Raw genomic sequence first — 26,520 nt, 5'->3', positions numbered from 1 at the left:
AAAAAATCAACCTTTAGCTAAAAACCATTTTAATTGCGATAACTACAAGCAGCACCGCGAAAACTTTTTTAATTGTATTAACAGGTAAATAGTGAGTTGCTTTAGCGCCAATAGGCGCAACAAACCACGAGGTAATAACAATTCCAAATAATGCAGGTAAATAAACAAACCCAGCAAAGCCATGCTCTAAATCGGTAACATGCCAGCCTGCGCTGATGTAACCAATAGAGCCAAATAATGCTATAACAATTCCGCACGCGGCTGCGCAGCCAATTGCTTTTTTTATATCAACCGAAAAATAATTAAGCATAGGTACTATTAAAGCACCACCGCCAATACCAATTAAACCTGATAATCCGCCCATTATCGCAGAAAATCCATATAAAATAGGACCTGCCGGTAACGATTTATCTGACATCGGTTTATTACGCGCGGATAGCACCATTCTTGCTGCAATAAATACAACACTTATAGCAAACACTGTACGCAATATTTGTTCAGGGATTAAACTTGCTGCAAAGCCACTAATAAGTGCACCTAAAGCCACGCCCGACATAACCCATGGGGCAAAATCCCAAGGCACGTTATCATTTTTATGATGAGCCAGCGCTGAAGACGTTGAAGTAAATAAAATAGAAGCGAGTGAGGTTGCAATAGCAATTACTAGTACATGATCAGCTGACGTTACATTAAATGACAGTAGCAGAGTACTTAGAACTGGAACGATAATTAAACCGCCACCAATGCCTAGTAACCCAGCTAAAAACCCAACAATACAGCCTAGTAGTGCACAGCTTGCGACTAACAAACCTAAGTCATACATAGTAATCTCAAATACCCTTTTAAGGTTTATATATTAAAGGATTATAAAACTAATAGCATCTGTGTATTGCAATTAATTAGGCGTATAAGCTTATTTGGGAGTGTAAAACAAATCACCTAATTTATGCTCTAGCATAAAGCTTCGCGTTAAACGTAGTACTTGTTTGGCTGTGGATTGCGCTAAGCATTCACTTAATAGTTGTTCCATGTCACTAACATTTAAACGCCTAAGTACCCATTTAACTTTATTAAGCGATGATAAATTCATACTAAGGCGCCTGTAACCCATGGCAATAAGCAAAATAGCCCCTTCAGGATCGCCGCCTAGTTCACCACATAAACTAAATGGCAGTTCATATTGCTCACATTCACGCGCTACTTTATTTAGTACCCTGAGTACGCCCGGATGATAAGGGTTAAAAAGTTCGGCAACTCGTGCATTAGCCCTGTCTACTGCTAATAAATACTGTGTTAAATCGTTACTACCTACTGAGCAAAAATCGACTTTTTTCGACCACTCTGGAAGCATAAATACACTTGAAGGTACCTCTAGCATTATCCCTATGTCGGGTCTTTCTATGGTTTGCTCTGGGTATTTTTCACTTAACTCAAAATAAGCCTGTTCAAATAACGCAAGTGACTCATCAACTTCTTCAGTGCCGCTGATCATAGGGAGCATTATTTTTAGATTGCCTAAACCAATATTGGCTTTAAGCATCGCTTTTAGTTGATCTAAAAATAACTCTGGGTGATCAAGGCTAATACGAATGCCACGCCAACCTAAAAATGGGTTTTCTTCGGTAATGTTAAAGTAATCGAGTACCTTATCGCCCCCAATATCCAATGTACGCATAACCACAGGATTAGGATGATAGCTAGTTAGTACTTCTCGGTACCAATTTTCTTGCTCTGATTGCGAAGGAAACTGACCCTTTTGCATAAACCACGCTTCGGTACGGTAAAGCCCCACACCGTCACAAATATGCGCGCTACTTTGCTCGGTATTAAGCTCAAGGCCTGCGTTTAATAATAAGCTAACATGCTCACCGTCAAGCGTAATTGATTCTGAGTCTTGCTCTGCTAAAAAGCGGTTATTAAGTAGGTTATCTTGATGCTGTAACTCTGTGTATTCATCCATCAACATTTGCGAAGGCGATATATATAAACGCCCAGCAAATGCATCTAAAATCATCGGTTTGCCATTAAACTGCAGTAGAGGTAAATCTTCTATACCCCAAATGGCAGGGATCCCCATCGCACGCGTTAATATAGAAGCATGGCTATTTGCAGAGCCATTTACGCTTACAACGCCTGTTAAGTGACCTTTTGGCACCTCAGCTAGCATGGCGGGTGTTAAGGTATTAGCAATTAAAATAGTGTTGGCCGGATAATTTTTAACAGCGTGCTCGGTATTTACAAGATGGTGTAATACGCGAAGACCAATGTCTTTAACGTCAACAGCACGCTCTTTTATATAAGGGTCTTGCATGGCATTAAATTGAGATATTAAACGCTCTATTACAATTTTTAGGGCGCTTTTAGCACACCAGCCTTCTTGTAATTGCATTTCAACATTATGCCCTAAACTTTTAGCGTCAAGCAGTTGTTGATACACATCAAATACCGCAAGAGCTTCGTGCGGAATAGAATCGCTTAGCGTCATAGATAGGGTATTAAATTCTTTGCGCGTTGCAGCTACAGCTTGTGTAAACAAACGGCGCTGCTCAGTAACGTCACTGTCTTTTAAAAGCTCAATAGATTTAAAATCGAGTTTTGGTAATACAACAAATGCTTGCCCTATACCTATTCCAGGCGCGCTCGATACGCCTTTTAAAACAAACGTTTGATGAGATGACTCATCTTGGCGGAGTATTTCTTTAATTTCAGCATGCGCTAACTGTGAAGCAAGCTGGGCAGAAAGCGTTATTAAAAACGACTCTTCGTCTTGGCTAAATACACGTGCCATTTTTTGTTGAACAACAATAACACCCAGTACTTTTTTTTGATGAACAACGGGTACAGATAAAAAAGCGTTGTAGCCTTCTTCATTTACTTCGGGAGAGAGTTTAAAGCGAGGATGTGATTTAGCAAATGCAATATTAATAGGTTCTTCGCGTTGCGCTACTAGGCCCACTAAGCCTTCGGTAAACCCAATTCTAAACTTACCCACCGCATCAGGATTTAACCCTTCGGTAGCCATAAGTACAAAATTGTCTTGGCTGTAATCTGCAAAATAAATGGAGCAGCACTGGGTTTTCATGGCATCTTTAACCATTTGCACAAAGCACACTAATGCGCTGTCTAAATTCGCTTGTCGCGATACAGACTCCGCAATAGATCTCAGTGTAGCCAGCATACCCTGCTCCTTTATTGTATCGAGAAATTACTACCTTTTACTTCGCCAATGATCTTTATGTTGTTCTCTCTTATTAAAAGGCATGGCGAAAGGAGCAAACTCTTTCATTACTCGTCGATAAACATCCCGTTTAAACGATACAACCTGTCTTACAGGATACCAATAACTTACCCAGCGCCAATCATCAAACTCTGGATGATGGGTTTTAAGTAAATTTACATCTTCGTCTTTACAGCGTAATTTTAGTAAAAACCATTTTTGTTTTTGCCCAATACACACCGGACTAGAGTCTCGGCGGATTAATCGTTTGGGTAATTTATAGCGTAACCAATGTTTTGAGCTTGCGACTATTTCTACATCTTCTGGTCGCAACCCTACTTCTTCGTGTAATTCACGGTACATGGTTTGTTCTGCAGTTTCGCCATCATCAACACCACCTTGGGGAAATTGCCAAGAGTGTTGACCATAACGTCTGGCCCAAAAAACCTGTCCCTGATTATTGCAAATCACAATTCCGACATTGGCACGAAAACCTTCGGCATCAATCACCTTAGTGCCTCATTTGTAAGTCGATTTTTAATGATTGTTCCACATTAGCCGCAATACGGCAAATACTATTATACCCAAGCCAATTAGTGAGCTAAGTTTAAGCTTTTAGTATGTTGATAAATTAATAGAGAATAGGTAAATATTTAGAAAATAACTCAGCAAAGCTATTGCGGTTCTTGTTTTCCTCTAGTTACTCACAGTTTGTGCATAACTTTTGTAAAACACGCTCATTTTGCAAACAAATCCACAATATTAGATCTTAAAACTTAGCTTCTCCACAGATTCTGTGGATAAACATGTTCATATAGTTGTATTTATCCTTACAACTTTTAAATGGCTTAATCAAAACTGAACGTGCACATTTAAAAAAACCTGCAGAGTCAGTAACTTAAAGTAAAGTAGCTTAATTTCAATATGTGCAAAATTAACACAAACAACAGGCGAGCAAAAAACGTACAACCTTAAAGATATCCACGGCTTAGCCTATTTGCTATCATGGCTGTGGTATTTATACAACCGAAATTAAGAATATGCGACCTACAAAACCACACTCAATAAACGACTTAATGCAACGCGTTAACAGTATTGCCGGATTAACGCTAGGACAACTTGCTAACAAGTATAATTTTAAAACGCCAGATGATTTACTACGTGAAAAAGGCTGGACTGGGCAACTCATTGAATACGTACTAGGCGCTACTGCAGGCTCAAAACCCCTCCCCGATTTTGAAGATTTAGGAATTGAGCTAAAAACACTGCCTATTTCTTATAAAGGTAGGCCACTGGAAACTACGTTTGTATCGGTTACACCTTTAATGAACGTAACGGGAATGACGTGGCATACCAGCTCTGTGCGTAAAAAACTAAATCATGTTTTATGGCTGCCAATTTTAAGCGAACGTGATATTGCGCCGTTTGACAGAACTATCGGCAGCGGCTTTTTGTGGCAGCCTTCACCTGAACAAGACGCTTTGTTACAACGCGACTGGGAAGAGCAAATGGAGCTAATTGCGCTAGGTAGAGTCGACGAAATATCAGGCCATTTAGGCGATGCTATGCAAATACGCCCTAAAGCTGCTCATAGTAAAATAGTCACTGATGCTATTGGCCCAAATGGGCAAATAATTAAAACTCTACCCCGTGGTTTTTATTTAAAAACCAGTTTTACAGGTGATATTTTAAAGCAGCAGTTTCAGCTATGAGTACGTAAGAAGTTAAAGTATGAATAAAGCGTTATACTTTTGTGTTCCACTCTTTAGTGCTGCGTACATCAACAAGCTTAAAGCCTACAATTTATTTTCATCTCTTTGGAAAAAGTATCAGGCATAAAAAATCCCCGCATAGGCGAGGATTTTATCATCTAAAGTTAAAAGTTAGATTCTATATAAAATAGAATTACTGACCTTTAACTTCTTTAAGACCGTTGTACGGTGCTTTATCACCTAATTGCTCTTCAATACGTAGCAATTGGTTGTACTTTGCAACACGGTCAGAACGGCTCAATGAACCTGTTTTGATTTGACCTGCAGCCGTACCCACTGCTAAATCAGCAATTGTTGAATCTTCAGTTTCACCAGAACGGTGAGAAATAACAACAGTAAAACCAGCATCTTTAGCCATTTTGATTGCAGCTAAAGTTTCAGTTAAAGAACCGATTTGGTTAAACTTAATTAAGATTGAGTTAGCAATACCGTTGTCGATACCACGTTTTAAAATCTTAGTGTTTGTTACAAATAAATCATCACCTACTAATTGGATTTTATCACCCATTAGTTTAGTTTGGTGTGCAAAGCCATCCCAATCAGACTCATCAAGACCATCTTCGATAGAAACGATTGGGTACTGATTAGTAAGATTTTGTAAGAAGAAGTTAAATTCTTCAGAAGTGAATTTTTTACCTTCACCTTTAAGATCGTAGATGTTTGCTTCTTTATCGTAAAACTCAGATGCAGCACAATCCATCGCTAAAGTAATATCTTTACCTAGCTCGTAACCTGCGTTTGCAACAGCTACTTTGATTGCAGCAAGAGCCGCTTCATTAGATGCAAGGTCAGGTGCAAAACCACCTTCATCGCCAACCGCTGTTGAATGACCATCAGCTTTAAGCACTTTAGCAAGGCTGTGGAATACTTCAGCGCCCATACGTAGGCCTTCGCGGAAGTTTTTAGCGCCAACAGGTTGGATCATGAATTCTTGAATATCTACAGAGTTATCTGCGTGCTCACCACCATTGATGATGTTCATCATTGGAAGTGGCATAGAGTAAACACCTGGTGTGCCATTTAAGTCAGCAATATGCTCATAAAGCTCAACTTTTTTAGACTGTGCAGCTGCTTTCGCAGTTGCTAGTGATACAGCTAAGATTGCGTTTGCACCTAATTTTTCTTTATTTTCGGTACCATCTAAATCTAGCATCACTTTATCAACAGCGTTTTGATCTAATGCATTTTGACCAGCTAAAGCATCAGCAATTTCTTTATTAATATAACCAACTGCTTTTAATACGCCTTTACCTAAGTAACGTGATTTATCACCGTCGCGTAACTCTAATGCTTCACGAGTACCAGTAGATGCGCCTGAAGGTGCTGCTGCACGACCCCAAGAACCATCTGCTAAATGTACGTCTGCTTCAACAGTTGGGTTACCACGCGAGTCCATAATTTCGCGACCGATTACTTTTACGATTTCTGACATCTTGATTCCTCTATATTCCCAAAATGGTGAGTTCAGCTAACTTTACTACGTTTTATATAGCTTAGTCAGCCCTTAAAACAAAAAAGCCGTGCAATATGCACGGCTTTTAAAATTACGAATTCGCTTTTTGGTGGATGTGCGCAGCTGCTACAAACCCTTCAAATAACGGATGACCATCACGTGGCGTTGACGTGAATTCCGGATGGAACTGCGCGGCAATAAACCATGGGTGATCTTTATTTTCGATAATTTCTACCAGTTTTTTATCTTCTGATAAACCAGTAAAGCTTAAGCCTGCTTTTTCAAGTATTTCTACGAAGTTATTATTTACTTCGTAGCGATGACGATGACGTTCAACAATTTCGTCGCTGCCATATACTCCATGTACTTTAGAACCAGGCGTTAAATGACATTTTTGTGCGCCTAAACGCATAGTGCCACCTAAATCAGATTTTTCGCTACGTGTTTCAACATTACCTTCAGCATCTAGCCATTCAGTAATTAAGCCAACTACAGGCGCTTCTGAATTTGCATTAAATTCTGTAGAGTTTGCATCCGTTAAACCTGCAACATTACGTGCATATTCAATTAATGCTACTTGCATCCCTAAACAAATACCTAAGTATGGTACTTTATTTTCACGTGCATATTTAGCTGCTAAAATTTTACCTTCAACACCACGTCCGCCAAATCCACCCGGTACTAAAATAGCATCTAAGTGTGAAAGTAATTCAACACCTTTGCTTTCTAAGTCTTGTGAATCTACGTATTCAATGTTGATTGTTAGGCGGTTTTTAAGACCCGCATGCTTTAATGCTTCGTTTACCGATTTGTACGCATCTGGTAATTCAATATATTTACCAACCATACCAATGGTCACTTCACCCGTTGGGTTAGACTCTTGATAAAGTACTTGTTCCCACTCAGCTAAATCAGCTTCTGGTGGATCTAAGTGAAAACGACGACATACAAAGTTATCTAATTCTTGTGTTTTTAATAACGCAGGAATTTTATAAATACTGTCTACATCGGGTAGTGAAATAACCGCTTTTTCTTCTACGTTTGTGAATAATGAGATTTTTGCACGCTCATTATTAGGTAGTTTACGGTCTGAACGACAAATAAGAATATCTGGTTGAATACCTACTGAGCGTAACTCTTTAACAGAGTGCTGAGTTGGTTTCGTTTTAACTTCACCGGCAGGGCCTAAAAATGGCACTAGCGTTAAGTGAATAAATAGCGCGCGTTCGCGACCAATTTCAGTACCCATCTGACGAATTGCTTCAATAAACGGTTGTGATTCAATATCACCTACAGTGCCGCCAATTTCTACAATAGCAATATCATAACCTTCAGCACCGTCGTATACACGTTGCTTAATATCGTTAGTGATATGTGGAATAACCTGAATAGTAGCACCTAGGTATTCACCACGGCGCTCACGACGTAATACGTCTTCATATACACGCCCTTGTGTGAAGTTATTACGACTAGTCATTTTGGTACGGATAAAACGCTCGTAGTGACCTAAATCAAGGTCAGTTTCTGCGCCGTCTTCTGTAACGTAAACTTCACCGTGTTGAATTGGGCTCATTGTGCCTGGGTCAACGTTGATGTAAGGATCCAGCTTTAAAATGGTAACATTTAAACCACGGGCTTCTAAAATAGCGGCCAGTGAAGCTGCGGCAATACCTTTACCCAACGAAGAAACAACTCCGCCAGTAACGAAGATAAATTTTGTACTCATGCGAACCCTAGAATATCAGGAATTAAAAGGAATATAACACCCAAAGAAGAGCCTAAGGGTATATCATCAAGACGGGGCGAAATTGTACCAAAACACTGCTTATCAATCCAGCTAAAATTAGCTAATACGCGCACAAAAAATGTGCACTATTTAACATTAAGCCTATTTTACTTTTTTAATCGCATCCCACGCACTATCCATCTCTTCAAAGGTTGCTGTATCTAAGCTTTTACCTTGCGCATGCAAATAAGCGTTTACCTTTTCAAAACGCGCTGAAAACTTATCATTAGCGCTACGAAGCAGTTGTTCGGGATCTCGTTTAACATGGCGTACAACATTAACAGTGGCAAAAAGTAAGTCGCCGAGTTCTTCCGCTGTATGATCAGATAGCGGGTCTTGCTCAATCGCTTCTTTTACTTCAAGCACTTCTTCACTCACTTTATCTAGTGCACCATGATACGTTGGCCAATCAAAGCCAAGGGAAGCCACGCGTTGTTGAATTTTTTTGGCTTTGCTTAAGCTTGGCATATTGCCAGGGATATCTTGCCAAAAAGAAGGGGATTCGATTTGCGCTTTAGCACTTCGCTCCTGTGCTTTGATTGCTTGCCACTGCTGCGATAATTGATCGTCTGTTAACTCTTTTTTTTCACCAAACACATGCGGATGACGACGGGTAAGCTTATCGTTTAATTGCTCTACTAGATCATTAAAATCAAATAGATTTTGCTCTTGTGCAAGCTGCGCATAAAAAACTATTTGAAATAGCAAATCACCCAATTCACCTTTAAGCTCATCTAAGTTGCCTGATTCAATACAGTCGGCAACTTCGTACGCTTCTTCTAGCGTATGCGGCACAATAGATTTAAAATTTTGCTTGAGATCCCACGGACAACCGCCCTTGGGATCTCGCAGTGTTTTCATTATGCTAAGAAGTTGTGTAAGCGCTGTATTATCATTCATGATTAATGACCACGCTTGGCATCATGTACACCTTCAATTTGGTGTAATTTAGAAAGAACACGGTTAGTACCCGATAAGTCATGTACTTCTATTTGCATTGTAAATATAGCTAACTGATTATCTTCAACCGTATTTACGTTCATGTTTAAAACATTTACTTTTTCATTAGCAAGTACTGAGCTTATATCGCGTATCAACCCTGAACGATCGGTGGCTTCTATTTTAATACTTAGTGCGTACGAGCCGTTAATATCATCTGACCAACTTACCGAAATAACACGCTCAGGATGCTGGTTTTTTAAGTTATTAAACGAATCACAGTCTTCCTTATGAACACCTATTCCTCGACCTTGGGTTATATAACCTATTATTTCATCGCCAGGTACTGGGCGACAGCACTTGGCTACATGGCTCATTAAGCTGCCAACACCATCAACCACAATGCCGTTTTTATCACCAGTTACTTTACTTGGTGCTTTAATGCGAATAACCGGCTCATCTTCTGTCCGATCACTTACAAAGTTAAGCATTTGATTGAGGCGAACATCGCCCGCACCAATCGCAACCATTAAGTCATCCAGCTCTTTAAAGTTAAAACGCTTAATGGCTGGCTCTAAATCTTTATATGTTAAATTGAGCTTTTGTAATTCACTGTCGAGAATTTCTTTCCCCGCACTTAAGTTTTTGTCGCGGTCGAGCTGTTTAAACCAGTGGTGGATTTTAGCTCTAGCACGGGATGACTTAATGTATCCTAATGACGGGTTTAACCAATCACGACTTGGATTTGGTTGTTTTTGGGTGAGTATTTCTACCTGATCCCCTGTTGTAAGTTGATGCGTAAACGGCACTATTTTGCCGAATATTTTTGCACCAATACAACGATGCCCCACATTTGAGTGAATGTAGTAAGCAAAATCAAGCGGTGTAGCGCCAAGTGGTAAATCGATAATATCGCCGCTTGGGGTAAATATGTATACGCGATCTTCTACTACTTGGTTTTTAAGCTCTTCTGCTAAATCGCCACCATCAACCACTTCTTCTTGCCATTGGAGTAGCTTACGCAACCAGCTGATTTTTTGCTCATAACCCGAGCCGCGCCCTGGTAATGCACCTTCTTTGTACATCCAGTGTGCAGCCACTCCTAACTCAGCATCTTGATGCATGTCGCTGGTACGAATTTGTATCTCTACCGTTTTACCTTCAGGTCCAAATACCACGGTATGAATTGACTGATAGCCGTTTTGCTTTGGGGTTGCTACATAGTCGTCAAACTCTTTATTAAGATGACGCCAATTGGTGTGCACAATGCCCAGCGCACCGTAGCAGTCTTGCAGGCGTTCAACGACGATACGCATTGCCCGAATATCAAAAAGCTGATCAAACTCGTAGTTTTTTTGCTGCATTTTTTTATAAATGCTGTAAATGTGCTTAGGACGACCATAAACTTGGGCTTCTATGCCCGCTTCACTTAAACGGTTTTTTACTTGCTCAACCATATCTTCCATGTAGGCTTCGCGTGTAAGGCGTTTGTCGTCAAGTTGTTTGGCTATGCTTTTATAGGTGCCTGGGTGCAAATATCTAAACGATAAATCTTCCAGTTCCCATTTTAATTGCCCTATTCCTAATCTGTTTGCCAATGGTGCAAAAATATCAGCCGTTTCTTTAGCGGCAATGACGCGGTCTTCTTCATCCGCATTTTTTACATTGCGTAAATGACATACCTGCTCGGCAAGCTTAATGACCACGGCGCGCACATCTTCAACCATGGTTAATAACATTTTTCGAATATTATCAACTTGCATAGTGCCTTTACCTTGATGCGATAAAGTACTAATAGTGGCCATTTGTGCAACCCCAGTTAGCAGCATGGCAATGTTATTCCCAAGCTGCTCTTCGATGGTTTCAAGCGATATTAAGTCGTTTAAAAAATACGGGGTTAAATACGCAGTAGCTAACGATTCGGGGTCGAGATTTAGCTCAGCTAAAATTTCAACCATTTCGATTGCAGTAGTTTGCCTGCTTTCACTATCACATTTTACGCAGAGCGCTTGGGCTTTAGTAAGTAGCTCTGTTTTTTCTTCAGACAAGGCAAGAAATGAAAGCCGAGTGCTAAAATCTGTTGTCTCATCTTGTTGATGTGATTGTCGTGTAGCTACCATAATGCGTTCTACCTCCGTTGAAATAACGCCATAGTTTCAATATGCCCTGTATGAGGAAACATATTCATTAGCCCAATTTTATTAAGATCAAAGCCAGCTTGTGAAATAATTGCGCTGTCACGGGCTAAAGTAACAGGGTCACAAGAGACATATAAAATAGTTTTAAACTGCTTTAAAGGTAATTCCTCTAATACAGCCATAGCACCAGTCCTCGAAGGATCGAGTACAAGCACATCTAAGTTTTTGCTAAACCATGGGGCGCTCTGTATGCTTTGGGTTAAATCAAAGCAATGAAACTGCGCATTGGTAATAGAGTTAGTTTGCGCATTTTGAGCAGCCATTGCAACCGCTGAAGTCACACCTTCTACACCAATTACAGATTTTGCTTGTTTTGCTAACACTAATGAGAAATTACCAATCCCACAAAATAAATCCAATAAATTTTCATCACCTTTTAAATCAAGCCAATTTGCAGCTTGCTTTAACATAGCTTCGTTAACTTGCGCATTTACCTGAATAAAATTACCTAAACCAAATTCAAATTTTAGATCAAATTCTTTAAGATAATAAAATGGCATGGCTAAGTGTGAATGTTCTATTGCATCGCTCTCGCTTTGCCATACAATTTTAAACTGCTGGCTTTTTGTTATGTGCTCAACCAAAGCCTTTGTATCATCATTAATTGCTTTAGTGTGACGAATAACAACAAAGTTTTGTTTATCACTTTGGCATAACTGTAAATGGCTTATACTGTGCAGTGCTTTGTGTTGATTAATTAAATCATCAAAAAGTGTAAAAACATCTGTAAATACTTCATCAAGTACTGCACATTTATTAATACTCACAATATTTTTTGAGCCACTTGCTCTGTAACCCACGCGCATTTTTTTAGCTGCTTTATCAAACATAACAGCTATACGAGCGCTGCGTCTGTAATGCACAGGTTTACTTAATAATGGGGCTTGCCAGTTTAAGCTGTTTAATTTAGCAAACTTACTAAATAACTGAGTAACTGCAGTTTGTTTTTCTACAACTTGTTGGCTTTCTTCTAAATGCTGTAATTGGCAACCACCACACTGATTATAGTGCTCACAAAAAGCATCTACTCTTGATTCACTCGCTTTAATAACTTTAATTACTTTTGCACTGCTGTATTTAGCTTTATCTTCGACGAGTGTTGCTTTGACTGTTTCGTTTGGTAATGCACCGCTTACAAAACATACTTTATTGTTATGTTTAGCAATGCCACGCCCTTGATGATCCATTCCCGTTATAGTCAATTCTAGTGTTTGTTGCTTTAACGGTTTTTTTTTCGCTTTAAAAATTTGCGCCATTAGGCATTACCTTAACTTTATTTATGAAGCACCTATATTTAGATGCTTTAGAATGCGTGTTGAACCGTATATACTCAAGTCATACTAATAACGATAAAACGCTCTCATTATGACCAAATTAGGCTTACGCGATTCTGTTTTAACACTGACCCTGATCCCAACGGTGATCATAGGATTACTACTTGGTGGCTATTTTACAATAAATCGTTACATTGAGCTTGATGAAATTTTATATCAGCAAGGCACTACTATTTCTGAGCCCCTTGCTATTGCGCTTGAGCAACCCATGCTTGAAAAAAACAAACAGCTATTGAATCGCCTTATAAGCTACACACATAACAAGCACTCCCCTACAATTAAGTCGATTGCAATTTTTGATAAAAATAATGCGCTATTAATGACCAGTAATTATCACCGCTCATTTGAAAAGTTAATTAGTCAAAAAACGCTCATAAATTTAAAAACCACCCATGTGCAAAAGTCAGATGAGCTTGTTACATTTTTCACACCCATTATTAACCATACTAGTCACGATTCTAAATGGGACCCGTCGGCTTTTCAGTCATCTCTGGGCACCGTTATTATACAGCTAAATAAAGACCAAGCTGTTATAGGGCAACAAAGAGCTTTATTAATTAGCGGTATTGTAATTATTTTATCATTGGTGTTTGCAGCTATTTTAGCTTTAAAGTTGAGCCGCATGTTTATGACGCCGCTTAATAAGTTAGTACTTGCAACCGACAAGTTAGTTGAAGGTAAAAGAAGTACTGGCCTTAACGACAACATGATTGGTGAGTTTGAGTTACTTCGAGAAGGCTTAAACACCATTGCTCACACTATGGTGATGCAAAAAGATGAAATGCAAAAAAATATTGATCAAGCAACAAGCGACTACCGCGAAACACTAGAGCAATACGAAACGTCAAATATAGAGCTCTCGTTTGCAAAAAAAGAAGCGCAAGATGCTAACCGTGTAAAATCAGACTTTTTAGCTAAAATGAGTCACGAGCTTCGTACTCCGTTAAACGGTGTTATTGGATTTACACGCCAGCTTTATAAAACACCGCTGAATAAACATCAAAAAGATTACCTCGACACTATTATGCTCTCAGCAAATAGTTTAATGACTATTATTAGCGACATTTTAGACTTCTCCAAACTAGAAGCGGGGGCAATGGAGCTTGAGTCGATTCAGTTTCAACTTCGTGATGCTGTAAATGAAGTAATGACACTACTCGCTCCTAGCGCACACGATAAGCAATTAGAGCTATCCATTTACATTAACCAACAAGTACCGGATGACTTAACAGGCGATCCCACTCGCTTTAAACAAGTCTTAATAAACCTGTTAAGTAATGCGATTAAATTTACCGAAAAAGGCTCTATTAAGGTCGACATAAGTCATCGGTTACTCGACGACGAACGCACTTCTTTACTTGTGTCAGTAACAGATACTGGCGTGGGTATACCTATGGATAAGCAAGACTCTTTATTCACTCCATTTGGGCAAGCAGACTCAAGCATTACACGTAAGTTTGGTGGTACAGGCCTTGGTCTTATTATTACCAAGCATATTGTTGAAGCAATGAGTGGTCGTATAACGTTAAATTCTGCGCCTGGTAACGGTACCTGCTTTACATTCAATAGTGTGTTTAGTTTGCCAAATCACGTATTTACAAATGACTTACCGACTAAATCGCTCATTGGTAAGCGTATCTTATATTTAGAGCCACATGAGCATACGCACCATGCCGTACTTTCGTTATTAACCCAGTGGGAATCAAACGTTACGGCATGCTTTAACGAAACTAGCTTTTTAGACGCTATAAAAAATACTGAACATAAATATGACGTTTGCTTAATTGGCCATATGGCATCAGTTGATGATATGCAGCAACTAAAAAGCTATGTAAAAGCCGTGCGTGAATCTACTGATTACTTATATTTAATGCTTAATACTGTATCGCACAATATGCGAGAAGCCTTTATAGGCAGCGGAGCTGATGCATGTTTAAGTAAGCCACTTAATCACCGTAAGTTATGTGAAGTACTTGCAGCACCTTACAGACTTGACCACCCGACTCATAATATTGAACAAAACGATCAAGCTCTACTGCCGTTAAAAGTATTGGTTGTTGATGATAACGATGCTAATTTAAAACTTCTCCATACTTTGTTAAGTGAACAGATTGAAGTAATAGAAACGGCTCATAATGGTTCACAGGCATACAGTTTAAGTAAAAGTCATAAATACGACATAATTTTTATGGATATACAAATGCCAATTATGGACGGTATAACCGCATGTAAGCTTATACAAGAATCATCACTTAATGAAGACACACCCATTATCGCTGTAACGGCACACGCCCTTCAAAGCGAAAAAGAGCAACTACTAAAAGATGGCTTTAAAGGCTATTTAACTAAGCCTATTGATGAAGATATGCTTAAACAAATTATTAGCGACCATAGTCCACAGACTCCTGTTAATCGTGACAAAGCTAAGACAGATACACCACAAAGTCCTGCACCATTTCAAAGTAGTAGAATTGATTGGGCACAAGCCCTGCAGCGTGCTGGCGGAAAGAGCGAGTTAGCGCTAGAGATGCTTAACATGCTACTTTTAAGTGTCCCTGAGACCCTTACATTACTTGCTAAAGCAATAGAGAGTAACGATTGCCAGCAAGTGTTAAGTATTGTCCATAAGTTTCATGGTGCATGTTGTTACACTGGTGTACCTAAACTTAAATCACTCGCAGAAACAATCGAAACATCGCTTAAAAATAAATGCTTGTTAGAGAATATTGAACCTGAATTATTTGAGTTACAAGATGAGCTTGAAAACCTACTTGCAGATGCAAGTGTGACCGAACTGCAAAGATAAGCTTTGAATTTTAGATACAAAAAACGCGGTATTTACCGCGTTTTTTAATTAAGCTTTTTAAATGCTTATGTTTGCTTATCTTACATTCTTGCTTCAATCATTAATCGTTTCATGTCACGTACGGCTTTATCAAGCCCATCTATAGCTGCACGAGCAATAATAGCGTGACCAATATTTAGCTCATAAATCTCAGGCATTGCAGCGATTGGTTTCACGTTATGATAATGAAGACCATGGCCAGCGTTAACAATCAAACCTAAGCTTGCTGCGTATTTTACACCTTCACGAATGTGCTCTAACTCTTTGTGTAAATCAGTATCATTTGTTGCATCGGCGTACGCGCCTGTGTGTATTTCTACATAAGGAGCACCACATTCTTTGGCTGCATCTAACTGTGCTTTATCTGCATCAATAAATAGCGATACTTTAATACCCGCTTCGGTAAGCGTTTTTGTTGCTGCTTTAATTTTATCTATATTACCGGCTACGTCTAAGCCACCTTCGGTTGTTAATTCTTCGCGCTTTTCAGGTACTAAACACACGTACTCAGGTTTTACTTCAAGCGCTATTTTTATCATTTCATCGGTAACAGCGGTTTCAAGATTCATACGAGTTTGAATGGTTTTAGCCATTACATAAACGTCGCGATCTTGAATATGGCGTCTGTCTTCACGTAAGTGAATCGTAATACCGTCTGCGCCTGCATGCTCTGCTACACTGGCTGCATGAGCTGGATCTGGATAGCTTGTTCCACGCGCTTGGCGAAGTGTTGCAATATGATCTACGTTTACACCCAAAAGAATATCTTTCATTTTCTTACCTGTAAAATTACGTTTATTGAGAGGCCATAAATAGCTCGCGGCTTTTTAATGGTTTACTACCTAATAAGGGTTTTAATAAATAGCGACTTAATTGCTTTGCCATATATAGCACATCATTTTGGCTAAAGTCATGATTTGCTATGGCGTTGAGTTGTTTGCCACTAAATCCAGAACGTGTATCTTCTTGTACTAAAAAACCAAGTTCGGGGAAATAACTATACGTCTGCTTTTCATCTATTGGTTCACCACTGGCGTCAAAACTAAAATCCACGCCATAACCGAGTAATTCCAATAGTTGAAACTCGTATGAGCGAAGCACCTCTTGTAAATTAGCCCCGCTGTTTAGGTTTGATAGATGAGTTTTATATAGCTCAAATACTTGTTCAATTGGCTCGTTAACAGGAACGATACGATTTGTAAGCTCATTTAAATAAAAACCACAATAAAGCTCATCACCTTTTAAAAAGTGCGAGTTCCCATGCAGTTCAAACTTATTGATATATTTTAAATCGTACTTGCCACTGTAATTAACAAGCAGTGCCTGAAACGGCTGAAGTTGTGCTTTATGTTTAGTGGCCTGGCGACCACTAATTCGGGCCAGCATTCTTAACTGACCAACGCCTTCTACAAGCATATCTAACATTACTTGGGAGTCACTATAAGGACGCCGATGTAATAAATACGCGGTGTAGAAGTCGCTATCCATTCACTAAGCTACTGCTTGGTCTAGTCTTCACTGTAACCTAAGCTTCTTAGTGCACGTTCATCGTCAGCCCAACCCGACTTAACTTTAACCCAAAGCTCTAAGAATACTTTGTTATCAAGCATTTCTTCTATGTCTTTACGGGCTTCACGACCAATGGTTTTTAGCTTTTCGCCTTTATTACCAATAACCATGCGTTTTTGTGTTTCGCGCTCAACAAGAATCAACCCGTTGATATGCCAAATACCGTTGTCTTGCCATTTAAACTGCTCAATTTCAACAGTTACAGAATACGGCAATTCTTCGCCCATAAAACGCATTAGTTTTTCACGAATTACTTCAGCTGCCATAAAGCGCATTGAACGGTCAGTTACATAATCTTCCGGAAAGTAAAATTCGCAAGGAGGTAAGCGTTTAGTTACTTCTGCTTTGATTAAATCAACATTTTTACCTTGCGTTGCCGATACTGGCATAATTCCAACAAAATCAAATTTGTCACTTAACCACTTCATATGAGGCAACACAAGGTCACGGTCTTTAACTTGGTCTATTTTATTAATAACCAATAATACCGGCTTACCACTTTGCGATACTTTATTAAGTACCATGTCGTCATCGGCATTCCAATGAGTGCCCTCAACTACAAAAATAATAAGCTCAACATCGCCGATAGAACTAGACGCGGCACGGTTCATTAAACGGTTAATCGCACGTTTTTCTTCAACGTGTAGACCTGGTGTATCTATGTATACCGCTTGGTGTTTATCTTCGGTATGAATACCCATAATACGATGGCGCGTGGTTTGTGGTTTACGTGAGGTAATACTCACTTTTTGCTCAATAATTTCATTAAGCAAAGTCGACTTACCTACGTTTGGGCGCCCTACAATAGCAACCATTCCACAAAACGTATCTACATCACCTTCATGAGGCTGTATTAGGGTATCAAGGTTCATTTTTAAGTATCTTCAATGCTTTTTCAGCAGCTTTTTGTTCGGCTTTACGGCGCGAGCTACCTACAGAAATTATGCTATCCATTCCATCAACAATACATTCGACCGTGAATGTTTGATTGTGTGCTTGGCCTTTGGTATCAACCACAGTGTAACCCGGTAAAGATAATTTACGGGCTTGTAAATACTCTTGCAGCAGGGTCTTCGGATCTTTTTGGTTAAGCCCTGGTGAAATAGCATCTAATCGTGATTCGTACCATGACAATATAAGATCGCCACAGCTATCAATACCTGAATCTAAAAATGCAGCGCCAATAATAGCTTCTACTGCATCAGCAAGCGTTGACTCGCGACGGAATCCGCCACTTTTAAGCTCGCCCGGCCCTAAGCGTAAATAATCGCCTAGGCCAAATTCAAGACCAAACTCGGCAAGTGTTTGACCACGCACAAGCGTTGAGCGCATGCGGCTTAAATCGCCTTCACGCGCTTTAGGAAATTTGGCATAAAGTGCATTGGCAATCACAAAGCTTAAAATAGAGTCGCCTAAAAATTCTAGTCGCTCATTATGCTGGCCTTTGTGGCTGCGGTGCGTCATTGCTTGCTCAAGTAAACCTTGATCGGCAAATTCATAGCCAATTTTTTTATATAATTCTGTTACATTTTTTTTCATCGTTACTGAATATTACCTAGGCGCTCAAAGCGAACACCAGTTGGAACCCATCCTGGTAAAATATCATCAGGGCCATTCTCAAATTCAAAACTCATCCATATAAAGACAGCTTTACCCACCAAGTTTTCTTTTGGTACAAAGCCCCAAAAGCGACCATCTTGGCTGTTGTCGCGGTTATCACCCATCATAAAATAATGATCAGCAGGAACAGTCCATTCATCAGAAGGCGTGCCCGGTTGCTGGTAGTAACGCCCTTTTCTCTCAGGCGCTTGTGGGTTGATTAATATATCATGCGTAACTGTTGTTAAATTTTCATTTACACGAGCTAGAGGCATTGGGCCTTGTTTGAATTCGTTATCATTAATTAGTTTAAAATCAATTTTATTGAATTCATTACATAAAAGCTCACCCTGCTGGGTTTCGCCTTCTTTACAATTTGGCTGAATATATAAACGTTTATCGCGATAAACAATTTTATCGCCAGGTAAACCAATTGTACGTTTAATATAGTCAACATTTTCATCTAAAGGGTATTTAAAAACAACAATATCACCACGCTCAGGCTGCCCAATATCAACTAATTGAGTACGCCAAACAGGGTCTTTTATTCCATATGAATACTTTTGTACTAAAATAAAATCACCTACTAATAATGTAGGCATCATTGAACCGGATGGAATTTGAAACGGTTCAAAGATAAATGATCTAAAAATAGTAATTGCTGCAATCATCGGGAAAATCGACTTTGCTGTTTCTGTTAGTACTGGTTCTGGTGCAATTAATGCCGCAGTTTCTTCATCTAACGGAGCTCCAGCAGACGTTTGCGCTATCGCTAAGCGCTCCTGCCTTTTTGGGGCGTACATTAAGTGATCTATTAACCATATTAAGCCTGAGCCTAAAGTTAATAACACCAATAAAACTGAAAAATAACCAGCCATTTATAATCCTTTGTTTTTATTTGCCAACTTTTAAAATAGCTAAAAACGCTTCTTGAGGCACTTCAACATTACCTACTTGCTTCATACGTTTTTTACCATCTTTTTGCTTTTTAAGTAGCTTTTTCTTACGGCTCACATCACCACCGTAACACTTAGCAATTACGTTTTTACGTAATTGTTTTACCGTGGTACGGGCAATAACATGTTGTCCGATAGCAGCTTGAATCGCTATATCAAACATTTGACGTGGGATAAGCTCTTTTAACGCATCAGCTAACTGGCGACCACGAGACTGTGCACCATCTCTGTGAACAATTATCGCAAGTGCGTCAACGCGCTCACCATTGATTAAAATATCAACACGCACCATATCTGATGTTTGAAAGTGTTTAAAGTTATAGTCAAGAGACGCAAAACCACGGCTAGTTGATTTTAATTTATCAAAGAAGTCCATCACCACTTCAGCCATAGGTAGCTCGTAAGTTACAGCGACTTGCTTTCCGTGATAAGTCATTTTTGTTTGGCTACCACGTTTTTCAATACACAAAGTAATAACGTTACCTAGGTATTCTTGTGGTACCAAAATATTAGCTTCAACAATCGGCTCACGAATCTCTACAATATCGTTTACTGCAGGCAAATCAGATGGATTATCAATCTGAAATGTACCTTCTTTAGTAACTATCTCATAGATTACCGTAGGTGCTGTTGTAATTAAATCAATATCGTATTCACGCTCTAAACGCTCTTGAATGATTTCCATGTGTAGCATACCTAAAAAGCCACAGCGGAAACCAAAGCCAAGTGCAGTTGAATTCTCTGGTTCAAAGAATAACGACGCATCGTTTAAGCTTAATTTATTAAGTGCATCACGGAACGATTCATACTCATCTGATGCAATTGGGAACATACCCGCATAAACCTGAGGCTTAATTTTTTGAAAGCCAGGTAAGCGAAGTGGAGCTGCATTTTTTTGATGAGTAATAGTGTCACCTACTGGCGCACCATGTATCTCTTTAATACCAGCAATAACAAACCCTACTTCACCTGTTCTTAAAATACCGGTGTTGGTTTGCTTAGGTGTAAACACACCTACTTGGTCGGCAGTATGTATATGCTCGTTCGACATTATTTTTATTTTGTCGCCAGTGCGTAATTCACCGTGCTTAATACGCACTAGTGATACAACGCCTTGGTATGGGTCAAACCAAGAATCGATAATAAGTGCTTGTAAAGGTGCATCTTTGTCGCCTACTGGCGGCGGTACATCTTTAACAATCATTTCAAGAACTTCGGCAATACCTACACCTGTTTTAGCGCTACACTGCACTGCATCAAGGGCATCAATACCAATAATCTCTTCAATTTCTTCTGCAACACGTAAAGGATCCGCTTGCGGTAAATCGATTTTATTAAGTACTGGAATTACTTCTAATTCCATTTCAATAGCGGTGTAACAGTTAGCTAATGTTTGTGCTTCAACGCCTTGGCCTGCATCAACAACAAGCAACGCGCCTTCACAAGCAGCTAAAGATCGTGAAACTTCATACGTAAAATCAACGTGTCCTGGAGTATCAATGAAATTAAGTTGGTAGGTTTCGCCGTCGTTCGCTTTGTAATTCAACGTTACACTTTGCGCTTTAATGGTAATACCACGTTCGCGCTCAATATCCATTGAATCCAAAACTTGTTTTTGCATTTCACGGTCGGTTAAACCGCCACAAACTTGGATCAAACGATCTGAAAGGGTCGATTTACCATGGTCAATATGGGCGATGATCGAAAAATTACGGATATGCTTCATAAACTGGATTCTATACTTCTATTTTAATGGACTAAATATGAATACCTAAGTGACTTGAAAATACTTGCTTTAGGATGCCATAAGCTAAATTTGTATATAACAAACTGTACTTACGCTTTTTAAGATGGGTTACAACCATTTTATGTATTGAATAACAATAAGTTATATTTACTTAACTTAAATAATTCAGCCAGATAAAATAATTTAAAAAACCACGGTTCCCTGTATTTCCAAGTTACTTTGGTATAAAACGGCAATTTTACATTTAATTGGCGTCAATCACCATCTATTTGAGTTAAAGGGATACTAATTGGGTGAATTTTTATAACTTTTATATCGTGCTTTAGAGATTTCACGCGAGTTTTAGCTATAAAAAAGCCAGTAACGCCACCTAGAGCAGCAGCTAAAATCTGCCAGCCTTCGGAAGCTATAAACAATTGCGCCGCAACAAATGCAAAAACAAGACTCAAAAGGAGCGGTAGCATGTAAACCGCAAAAGCATGCTTAACAACATGACTATCATCTAGTGACAAAGTGACCTTTTGCCCTATTTCTACAGAGGATTCAAATTTATGAGGAAAGGTTTTTTTTGCAGTGCCAAATAATTTACTAAACACTTGTGAGCCGCAACGACCATTGCAGCCTTCACAAGCTTGTTTTTGCTGTGCTTCTAAATGAGCAATGTGGCCATCGAGGGCCACAACAGTGAGGGTTTGTTCAATCATAACAATCCTTACGGAATCGTCTATAGTGCGCGGGTAACTGACTCTGCAATCGCTTTTGCGGTCATACTCGGTACATTACCAACAACCGAAACATCAAAATTACCGCCATTATGCACATATACTGTCGTTGCACCAGAAGTGAGTGCTCCACTTAAACGCTTACCTGGTAATGGGCGCTGAATAAATACAGAAACCTCAACAAAACCATCAGAGAACAAGTAATAATCAGTTAACTCGTTATTTAAATCGAGCTTATGTCTGTCTGATTTTAGCAACTCAAAGCCATCTGGTAACCAGCTAATTTTCCAATTAGTGGCAGTACTATCTTCATTTATAAGTGCATCGTTTGGCAAAGGCGTTGGAAAGTTTCGATTGAGCACTTCAACTAGCATACCGGCTGGCTGCTCTGTCACACTAATATGTGTAAGCTGTAACTGCTCTAAGGCTTCACCTTCATGGTTAACGTACGCGGCTTTTAGTAACAACGACGATTCCATATCCAACCAAATCCAGTAATTATATTTATACTCGTCTTTAGATTCAATGCGAACAAGTTGCGCTGCGCGCCCTGCAATACGACCTTTGCCGCCTAGTACAAAATCATAGTGCGCACTTAAGCGGTCTATATCTTTAAATAGTACTTCAGGGATTGGACCTGCTATTGAATCTGTTTTTAGAGAATATGGTTCAGACTGAGGTTCAAAATAAGTAACTTGATTATCGATACGGACCATTTCAAGCCCAGCACCGTTAAGTAAACTTAAATGCTCAAGTTCGGTGTCACCTTGTAAAGCATGCACCCATCGGTAAGGTTCCATTGTTTTACCTTTGACAACCACAAACGAAGCGTCAAAATTACGGGTGTGAACGGCATTAGCCATTTTGAGTAATAAATCTTTGGCAGGATTTGTGTCGTCGGCAAATGCATTAAAGCTTACTACCAACGACAGAACAAAAGTGATTACTTTCATTTAATTAGTTTTTTTCCTCAGACGCTTTGGTATTAGTTTGCGCTGTTTCTAAAGAATTCGCAACTCGTGCTTGGCGTTGATGCTCAAGAACTAACGCACCAATACGCTGTTGCTGTAGTTCACGTAAACCTTGCTCAGCATTTTCAAGCGCTGGCTCAGACGAATAACTTACTGGCGATGCCATACCTGCTAACGGTGTGGTTTGCAGTAATGGAATTTCACTTTGCTGCTCATTGTTACTTTGAGGAAGCGTATTAACGCCCACAATAGCAAACATCGCTACACTTGCTGCAATAGCTAATTGAGCAACTGGTTTGCGCCAATTAAAAGCGACTACTTTATTATCTTGTACTGTTTCAGTGATTGCTTGAGGCTGTGTTTTTGACTGACTAAAGTCAGCATAAACAGGCTCGCTTTCTAGTGCTAATGCAACGCGATCGCTAATATCAATATGTATGTCGTTATTATTTTTTTGAGCACGCATCGCATCACCAATTAACGCATAACGGCCAAACGTAGTTACATCTTGCTCTGCAATTTTTGCATCAGTTAGATGTTGCTCGCCATCAAGTAATGCCGATAACGCTTCGTTATCTAACTTGTTAAGGTGTGCTTTTGTCATACTAAGACTCGCCTATTAATGGGTTTAATTTGTTATCTATTGCTTCACGGGCACGAAATATACGCGAACGCACAGTCCCGACTGGGCAATCCATTACCACTGCTATTTCTTCATAGCTCATCCCTTCTATTTCTCTAAGGGTGATTGCGGTTTTAAGATCTTCAGGCAAACTATCAATCGTATTAAAAATAACAGCGCGTACTTCTTCGCTTAAAAGTAGGTTTTCAGGAGATGCATTCGATCGCATTGAATCAGCACAATCATAAAACTCGGCATCTTCAGCGTCTATATCATTTGCTGGCGGCTTACGCCCCTGGGCTACTAAGTAATTTTTAGCACAATTAACGGCAATACGGTATAACCACGTGTAAAAGGCGCTGTCACCTCTAAAGTTAGGAAGTGCACGATAAGCTTTAATAAAAGCTTCTTGTGCTACATCAGCAATATCGCCTTGGTTAGATACATAACGTGAGATCAAACCTGCAATTTTGTTTTGATACTTCTTTACTAATAGGTTGAAGGCGTTTTTATCTCCTTGCTGGACCCTTTTTACTAGCACTAAATCTAATTCCTGCTCGCTCATTCGAGCCGGTACTCCTATGTCTGATTTTTGCTTGTTATTCATATTGTCGTCATTGTTCACAAATACTCTGACCTCTTTATGAATAAAAAGTTCTGCTTAATATTATTTTTTTATAAAATAGATGATAATAACGGCGCTAAGCCTTTAAAATCACTACGTAGTAGTATGACAAATATGATACAACTACAGATATTAAAAACAAATATTGCTCTATATGGGCATTGTAACCGCAAAGTACCTCTGACATGAACCAAAATAAACATCACATTGCAGATGTCGCTATTATAGGTAGCGGCGCAGCAGGCTTATCACTTGCATTATCTCTAGCTAATTATTGTAACGTTACCGTGATCAGTAAAGGAGCGCTTACCGAAGGTTCTACTTTATATGCCCAAGGCGGTATAGCTGCTGTATTTGATAAACAAAACGACAGCATAGAATCTCATGTTGAAGATACACTCGATGCAGGCGGCGGTTTATGCGATAGAGACGCTGTTCATTATACCGCCAGCAATGCCCACGATTGCCTACAGTGGTTAATCGACCAAGGCGTACCCTTTGATATGGAGTTTGATAGCAAAGGAAAAGAGCGTTTTCATTTAACACGTGAAGGTGGTCACAGCCATCGCCGTATATTGCATGCAGCCGATGCAACAGGCAAAGCGGTGCAAACAACACTTATCAGCCAAGTTAAAATTCATAAAAATATAACGCTTTTAGAGCAGTACAACGCCATTGATTTAATCACAGATAAAAGCGCCGGAAAAACAGGCTCACACATTGAAGGCATGTATGTGTGGAACAAAAAAGCTAAAAAGGTAGAAACCATTTCAGCTAAATTTGTTGCTCTTGCAACCGGTGGTGCAAGTAAAGTGTATTTATATACATCTAATCCAGACGTATCAAGTGGTGATGGTATTGCAATGGCTTGGCGTGCAGGTTGTAAAGTTGCCAATATGGAATTTAATCAATTTCATCCAACAAGTCTTTATCATCCAGAGCTACAAAACTTTTTGATTACCGAAGCCATGCGCGGTGAAGGGGCTTATTTAAAGCGCCCTGATGGAACTCGGTTTATGAAAGACTTTGATAGCCGTGAAGAGCTTGCTCCACGCGATATAGTGGCACGCGCAATCGATTTTGAAATGAAGCGCTTAGGCGCTAACTGTGTTTATTTAGATATTAGCCACAAAGATAAAGACTTTATTATTGAGCACTTTCCTACTATTTACGCAAAATGCTTAAGTGTAGGCCTCGATATAACGAAAGAAGCAATCCCAGTTGTGCCTGCTGCGCATTATACCTGTGGTGGTGTAATGACTGACTTTAACGGCAAAACAGATCTCGATAACTTATATGCTGTAGGTGAAGTTGCTTACACAGGTTTACATGGTGCAAACCGTATGGCAAGTAATTCACTATTAGAGTGCATTGTATTTGCCCACGCTGCAGCTAAAGATATTTTAAGTAAAATTGAACATGCACCAGAGCCGATGGCGCTTCCTCATTGGGATGAGAGCCGTGTTAGTAACTCAGATGAAGAAATTGTTATTACCCATAACTGGCATGAACTACGTTTATTTATGTGGGATTATGTAGGTATTGTACGCTCTACTAAACGCTTAGAACGAGCACTTCATAGAGTTGAGTTGCTACAGCAAGAAATACACGATTACTATGCAAACTTTAGAGTAAGTAACAACTTACTTGAGCTTCGTAATTTAGTGCAAGTATCAGAGCTTATTATTAGAAGTGCTATGGAGCGAAAAGAAAGCAGAGGCTTGCATTACACTATTGATTACCCTGAACAAAGTGAAAATCCAATGCCGACTATTTTGACTCCAAAACGCAATTAATTGCGCCGACAGTGGCACGTTTTAGACGCGCATAACTTTGCTCATTAACGCCATTGGCTGAAATTATAAGCCAATGGTTGTTACTAAAACCTTTAATATGAAGCCATATATTATTACCATAAAATCGGCTTTTGTTACTTATTTCCCCCTGAATTTTTAAGCTCTCGCCCTCAAACCTAAATAACTTTGGTTCTAATATTATAATGCCCTCATGCGGGTGAATTGCTAATACCTTGCGCCACATTATCAAGCCAGCTAGTGCATTAATTATTAAACAAAAAAGCATAGCTAATAGTGAATCCAAAAATAAACATAATATAAAACTGAGCATGCAAAAAAAGACCACAATTGGTTTGTGGTCAGCTTTAT

The 26,520-nt window shown here is 39.4% G+C and carries 22 protein-coding genes; 3 read left to right on the top strand and 19 right to left on the bottom strand.

Translation table 11 applies throughout. The features are described 5' to 3' along the window. Nucleotides 1-13: 13 nt before the first annotated feature. The 3 genes from AC5NT5_RS04210 to rppH all read right to left on the bottom strand — a co-directional run bounded on the left by AC5NT5_RS04210 (nt 14) and on the right by rppH (nt 3,727). Nucleotides 14-823: a sulfite exporter TauE/SafE family protein gene (locus AC5NT5_RS04210; protein WP_494513440.1), complete on the bottom strand. Its 810-nt coding sequence runs from the start codon at nt 821-823 to the stop codon at nt 14-16. A 90-nt stretch (nt 824-913) separates the two neighbouring features. Further along, nucleotides 914-3,178 (bottom strand): phosphoenolpyruvate--protein phosphotransferase, encoded by a 2,265-nt coding sequence (gene ptsP, locus AC5NT5_RS04205; RefSeq protein ID WP_494513439.1) that lies wholly within the window; start codon nt 3,176-3,178, stop codon nt 914-916. Nucleotides 3,179-3,208: 30 nt separating this feature from the next. Continuing rightward, nucleotides 3,209-3,727, bottom strand: a complete 519-nt coding sequence (gene rppH / locus AC5NT5_RS04200; protein ID WP_002958704.1) for an RNA pyrophosphohydrolase — start codon at nt 3,725-3,727, stop codon at nt 3,209-3,211. A 530-nt stretch (nt 3,728-4,257) separates the two neighbouring features. Here rppH and mutH point away from each other — a divergent pair. Continuing rightward, nucleotides 4,258-4,929 (top strand): DNA mismatch repair endonuclease MutH, encoded by a 672-nt coding sequence (mutH, locus tag AC5NT5_RS04195; RefSeq protein ID WP_182672523.1) that lies wholly within the window; start codon nt 4,258-4,260, stop codon nt 4,927-4,929. Nucleotides 4,930-5,122: 193 nt separating this feature from the next. On the opposite strand, the gene eno is transcribed toward mutH, so the two are convergent. The 5 genes from eno to rlmD form a co-directional block, all read right to left on the bottom strand. Further along, entirely contained in the window at nt 5,123-6,421 is a 1,299-nt protein-coding gene (gene eno, locus AC5NT5_RS04190; protein WP_494513438.1) for a phosphopyruvate hydratase, read from the bottom strand. Nucleotides 6,422-6,533: 112 nt separating this feature from the next. Next, nucleotides 6,534-8,168 carry a CTP synthase gene (pyrG, locus tag AC5NT5_RS04185; protein ID WP_033020682.1) on the bottom strand — a complete coding sequence of 545 codons (1,635 nt, stop codon included), beginning with the start codon at nt 8,166-8,168 and terminating at the stop codon, nt 6,534-6,536. A gap of 162 nt (nt 8,169-8,330) precedes the next feature. Then, a complete protein-coding gene (mazG, locus tag AC5NT5_RS04180) occupies nt 8,331-9,128 on the bottom strand; it encodes a nucleoside triphosphate pyrophosphohydrolase (RefSeq protein ID WP_182696097.1) in 798 nt (265 codons plus the stop codon). 2 nt (nt 9,129-9,130) lie between these two features. Next, a complete protein-coding gene (relA, locus tag AC5NT5_RS04175) occupies nt 9,131-11,287 on the bottom strand; it encodes a GTP diphosphokinase (protein ID WP_024594977.1) in 2,157 nt (718 codons plus the stop codon). Nucleotides 11,288-11,295: 8 nt separating this feature from the next. Next, the gene (rlmD, locus tag AC5NT5_RS04170; RefSeq protein ID WP_024594976.1) at nt 11,296-12,621 is read right to left on the bottom strand and encodes a 23S rRNA (uracil(1939)-C(5))-methyltransferase RlmD; all 1,326 of its coding nucleotides are present in this window, start codon (nt 12,619-12,621) and stop codon (nt 11,296-11,298) included. Between the two features lie 109 nt (nt 12,622-12,730). Here rlmD and barA point away from each other — a divergent pair, with 109 nt between their 5' ends. Beyond that, nucleotides 12,731-15,505 (top strand): two-component sensor histidine kinase BarA, encoded by a 2,775-nt coding sequence (gene barA / locus AC5NT5_RS04165; protein ID WP_024594975.1) that lies wholly within the window; start codon nt 12,731-12,733, stop codon nt 15,503-15,505. 80 nt (nt 15,506-15,585) lie between these two features. On the opposite strand, the gene pdxJ is transcribed toward barA, so the two are convergent. From pdxJ to rpoE, 10 genes are all read right to left on the bottom strand, one after another. Next, complete coding sequence (pdxJ, locus tag AC5NT5_RS04160; RefSeq protein WP_002958712.1) at nt 15,586-16,317, bottom strand: pyridoxine 5'-phosphate synthase; 732 nt, start codon at nt 16,315-16,317, stop codon at nt 15,586-15,588. 22 nt (nt 16,318-16,339) lie between these two features. Continuing rightward, the gene (recO, locus tag AC5NT5_RS04155; RefSeq protein ID WP_002958713.1) at nt 16,340-17,032 is read right to left on the bottom strand and encodes a DNA repair protein RecO; all 693 of its coding nucleotides are present in this window, start codon (nt 17,030-17,032) and stop codon (nt 16,340-16,342) included. 20 nt (nt 17,033-17,052) lie between these two features. Then, entirely contained in the window at nt 17,053-17,985 is a 933-nt protein-coding gene (era, locus tag AC5NT5_RS04150; RefSeq protein WP_182696102.1) for a GTPase Era, read from the bottom strand. After that, nucleotides 17,975-18,652: a ribonuclease III gene (gene rnc / locus AC5NT5_RS04145; protein ID WP_002958715.1), complete on the bottom strand. Its 678-nt coding sequence runs from the start codon at nt 18,650-18,652 to the stop codon at nt 17,975-17,977. The genes era and rnc overlap by 11 nt, the downstream gene beginning before the upstream one ends. A 2-nt stretch (nt 18,653-18,654) precedes the next feature. Continuing rightward, nucleotides 18,655-19,590 carry a signal peptidase I gene (gene lepB / locus AC5NT5_RS04140; RefSeq protein ID WP_002958716.1) on the bottom strand — a complete coding sequence of 312 codons (936 nt, stop codon included), beginning with the start codon at nt 19,588-19,590 and terminating at the stop codon, nt 18,655-18,657. 16 nt (nt 19,591-19,606) lie between these two features. Continuing rightward, entirely contained in the window at nt 19,607-21,394 is a 1,788-nt protein-coding gene (lepA, locus tag AC5NT5_RS04135) for a translation elongation factor 4 (RefSeq protein ID WP_002958717.1), read from the bottom strand. Between the two features lie 275 nt (nt 21,395-21,669). Further along, nucleotides 21,670-22,119: a SoxR reducing system RseC family protein gene (locus AC5NT5_RS04130; protein ID WP_494513437.1), complete on the bottom strand. Its 450-nt coding sequence runs from the start codon at nt 22,117-22,119 to the stop codon at nt 21,670-21,672. 20 nt (nt 22,120-22,139) lie between these two features. After that, nucleotides 22,140-23,090, bottom strand: coding sequence for a MucB/RseB family sigma factor regulatory protein (locus tag AC5NT5_RS04125; RefSeq protein ID WP_494513436.1), 951 nt, complete (start codon nt 23,088-23,090; stop codon nt 22,140-22,142). 4 nt (nt 23,091-23,094) lie between these two features. After that, a complete protein-coding gene (locus AC5NT5_RS04120; protein WP_002958720.1) occupies nt 23,095-23,712 on the bottom strand; it encodes a sigma-E factor negative regulatory protein in 618 nt (205 codons plus the stop codon). 1 nt (nt 23,713) lies between these two features. Further along, nucleotides 23,714-24,295 carry an RNA polymerase sigma factor RpoE gene (rpoE, locus tag AC5NT5_RS04115; protein ID WP_002958721.1) on the bottom strand — a complete coding sequence of 194 codons (582 nt, stop codon included), beginning with the start codon at nt 24,293-24,295 and terminating at the stop codon, nt 23,714-23,716. 245 nt (nt 24,296-24,540) lie between these two features. On the opposite strand from rpoE, the gene nadB reads away from it, so the two are divergent. After that, nucleotides 24,541-26,151: an L-aspartate oxidase gene (nadB, locus tag AC5NT5_RS04110; protein WP_182673366.1), complete on the top strand. Its 1,611-nt coding sequence runs from the start codon at nt 24,541-24,543 to the stop codon at nt 26,149-26,151. On the opposite strand, the gene AC5NT5_RS04105 is transcribed toward nadB, so the two are convergent. Next, nucleotides 26,126-26,482, bottom strand: coding sequence for a hypothetical protein (locus AC5NT5_RS04105; protein ID WP_223231626.1), 357 nt, complete (start codon nt 26,480-26,482; stop codon nt 26,126-26,128). The genes nadB and AC5NT5_RS04105 overlap by 26 nt on opposite strands. Nucleotides 26,483-26,520 lie beyond the last annotated feature (38 nt).

Source organism: Pseudoalteromonas sp. J2K-J599, from assembly GCF_059295115.2.
This window is presented reverse-complemented; position numbering and strand designations above follow the sequence as displayed.

Coding starts and splice junctions, on each gene's coding strand:
- AC5NT5_RS04130 (WP_494513437.1), bottom strand. CDS start 22,119: ATGATTGAACAAACCCTCACTGTTGTGGCCCTCGATGGCCACATTGCT.
- pdxJ (WP_002958712.1), bottom strand. CDS start 16,317: ATGAAAGATATTCTTTTGGGTGTAAACGTAGATCATATTGCAACACTT.
- mazG (WP_182696097.1), bottom strand. CDS start 9,128: ATGAATGATAATACAGCGCTTACACAACTTCTTAGCATAATGAAAACA.
- era (WP_182696102.1), bottom strand. CDS start 17,985: ATGAACCTTGATACCCTAATACAGCCTCATGAAGGTGATGTAGATACG.
- AC5NT5_RS04210 (WP_494513440.1), bottom strand. CDS start 823: ATGTATGACTTAGGTTTGTTAGTCGCAAGCTGTGCACTACTAGGCTGT.
- AC5NT5_RS04105 (WP_223231626.1), bottom strand. CDS start 26,482: ATGCTCAGTTTTATATTATGTTTATTTTTGGATTCACTATTAGCTATG.
- recO (WP_002958713.1), bottom strand. CDS start 17,032: ATGGATAGCGACTTCTACACCGCGTATTTATTACATCGGCGTCCTTAT.
- rnc (WP_002958715.1), bottom strand. CDS start 18,652: ATGAAAAAAAATGTAACAGAATTATATAAAAAAATTGGCTATGAATTT.
- AC5NT5_RS04120 (WP_002958720.1), bottom strand. CDS start 23,712: ATGACAAAAGCACACCTTAACAAGTTAGATAACGAAGCGTTATCGGCA.
- lepB (WP_002958716.1), bottom strand. CDS start 19,590: ATGGCTGGTTATTTTTCAGTTTTATTGGTGTTATTAACTTTAGGCTCA.
- ptsP (WP_494513439.1), bottom strand. CDS start 3,178: ATGCTGGCTACACTGAGATCTATTGCGGAGTCTGTATCGCGACAAGCG.
- eno (WP_494513438.1), bottom strand. CDS start 6,421: ATGTCAGAAATCGTAAAAGTAATCGGTCGCGAAATTATGGACTCGCGT.
- relA (WP_024594977.1), bottom strand. CDS start 11,287: ATGGTAGCTACACGACAATCACATCAACAAGATGAGACAACAGATTTT.
- lepA (WP_002958717.1), bottom strand. CDS start 21,394: ATGAAGCATATCCGTAATTTTTCGATCATCGCCCATATTGACCATGGT.
- nadB (WP_182673366.1), top strand. CDS start 24,541: ATGAACCAAAATAAACATCACATTGCAGATGTCGCTATTATAGGTAGC.
- rlmD (WP_024594976.1), bottom strand. CDS start 12,621: ATGGCGCAAATTTTTAAAGCGAAAAAAAAACCGTTAAAGCAACAAACA.
- AC5NT5_RS04125 (WP_494513436.1), bottom strand. CDS start 23,090: ATGAAAGTAATCACTTTTGTTCTGTCGTTGGTAGTAAGCTTTAATGCA.
- barA (WP_024594975.1), top strand. CDS start 12,731: ATGACCAAATTAGGCTTACGCGATTCTGTTTTAACACTGACCCTGATC.
- rpoE (WP_002958721.1), bottom strand. CDS start 24,295: ATGAGCGAGCAGGAATTAGATTTAGTGCTAGTAAAAAGGGTCCAGCAA.
- mutH (WP_182672523.1), top strand. CDS start 4,258: ATGCGACCTACAAAACCACACTCAATAAACGACTTAATGCAACGCGTT.
- pyrG (WP_033020682.1), bottom strand. CDS start 8,168: ATGAGTACAAAATTTATCTTCGTTACTGGCGGAGTTGTTTCTTCGTTG.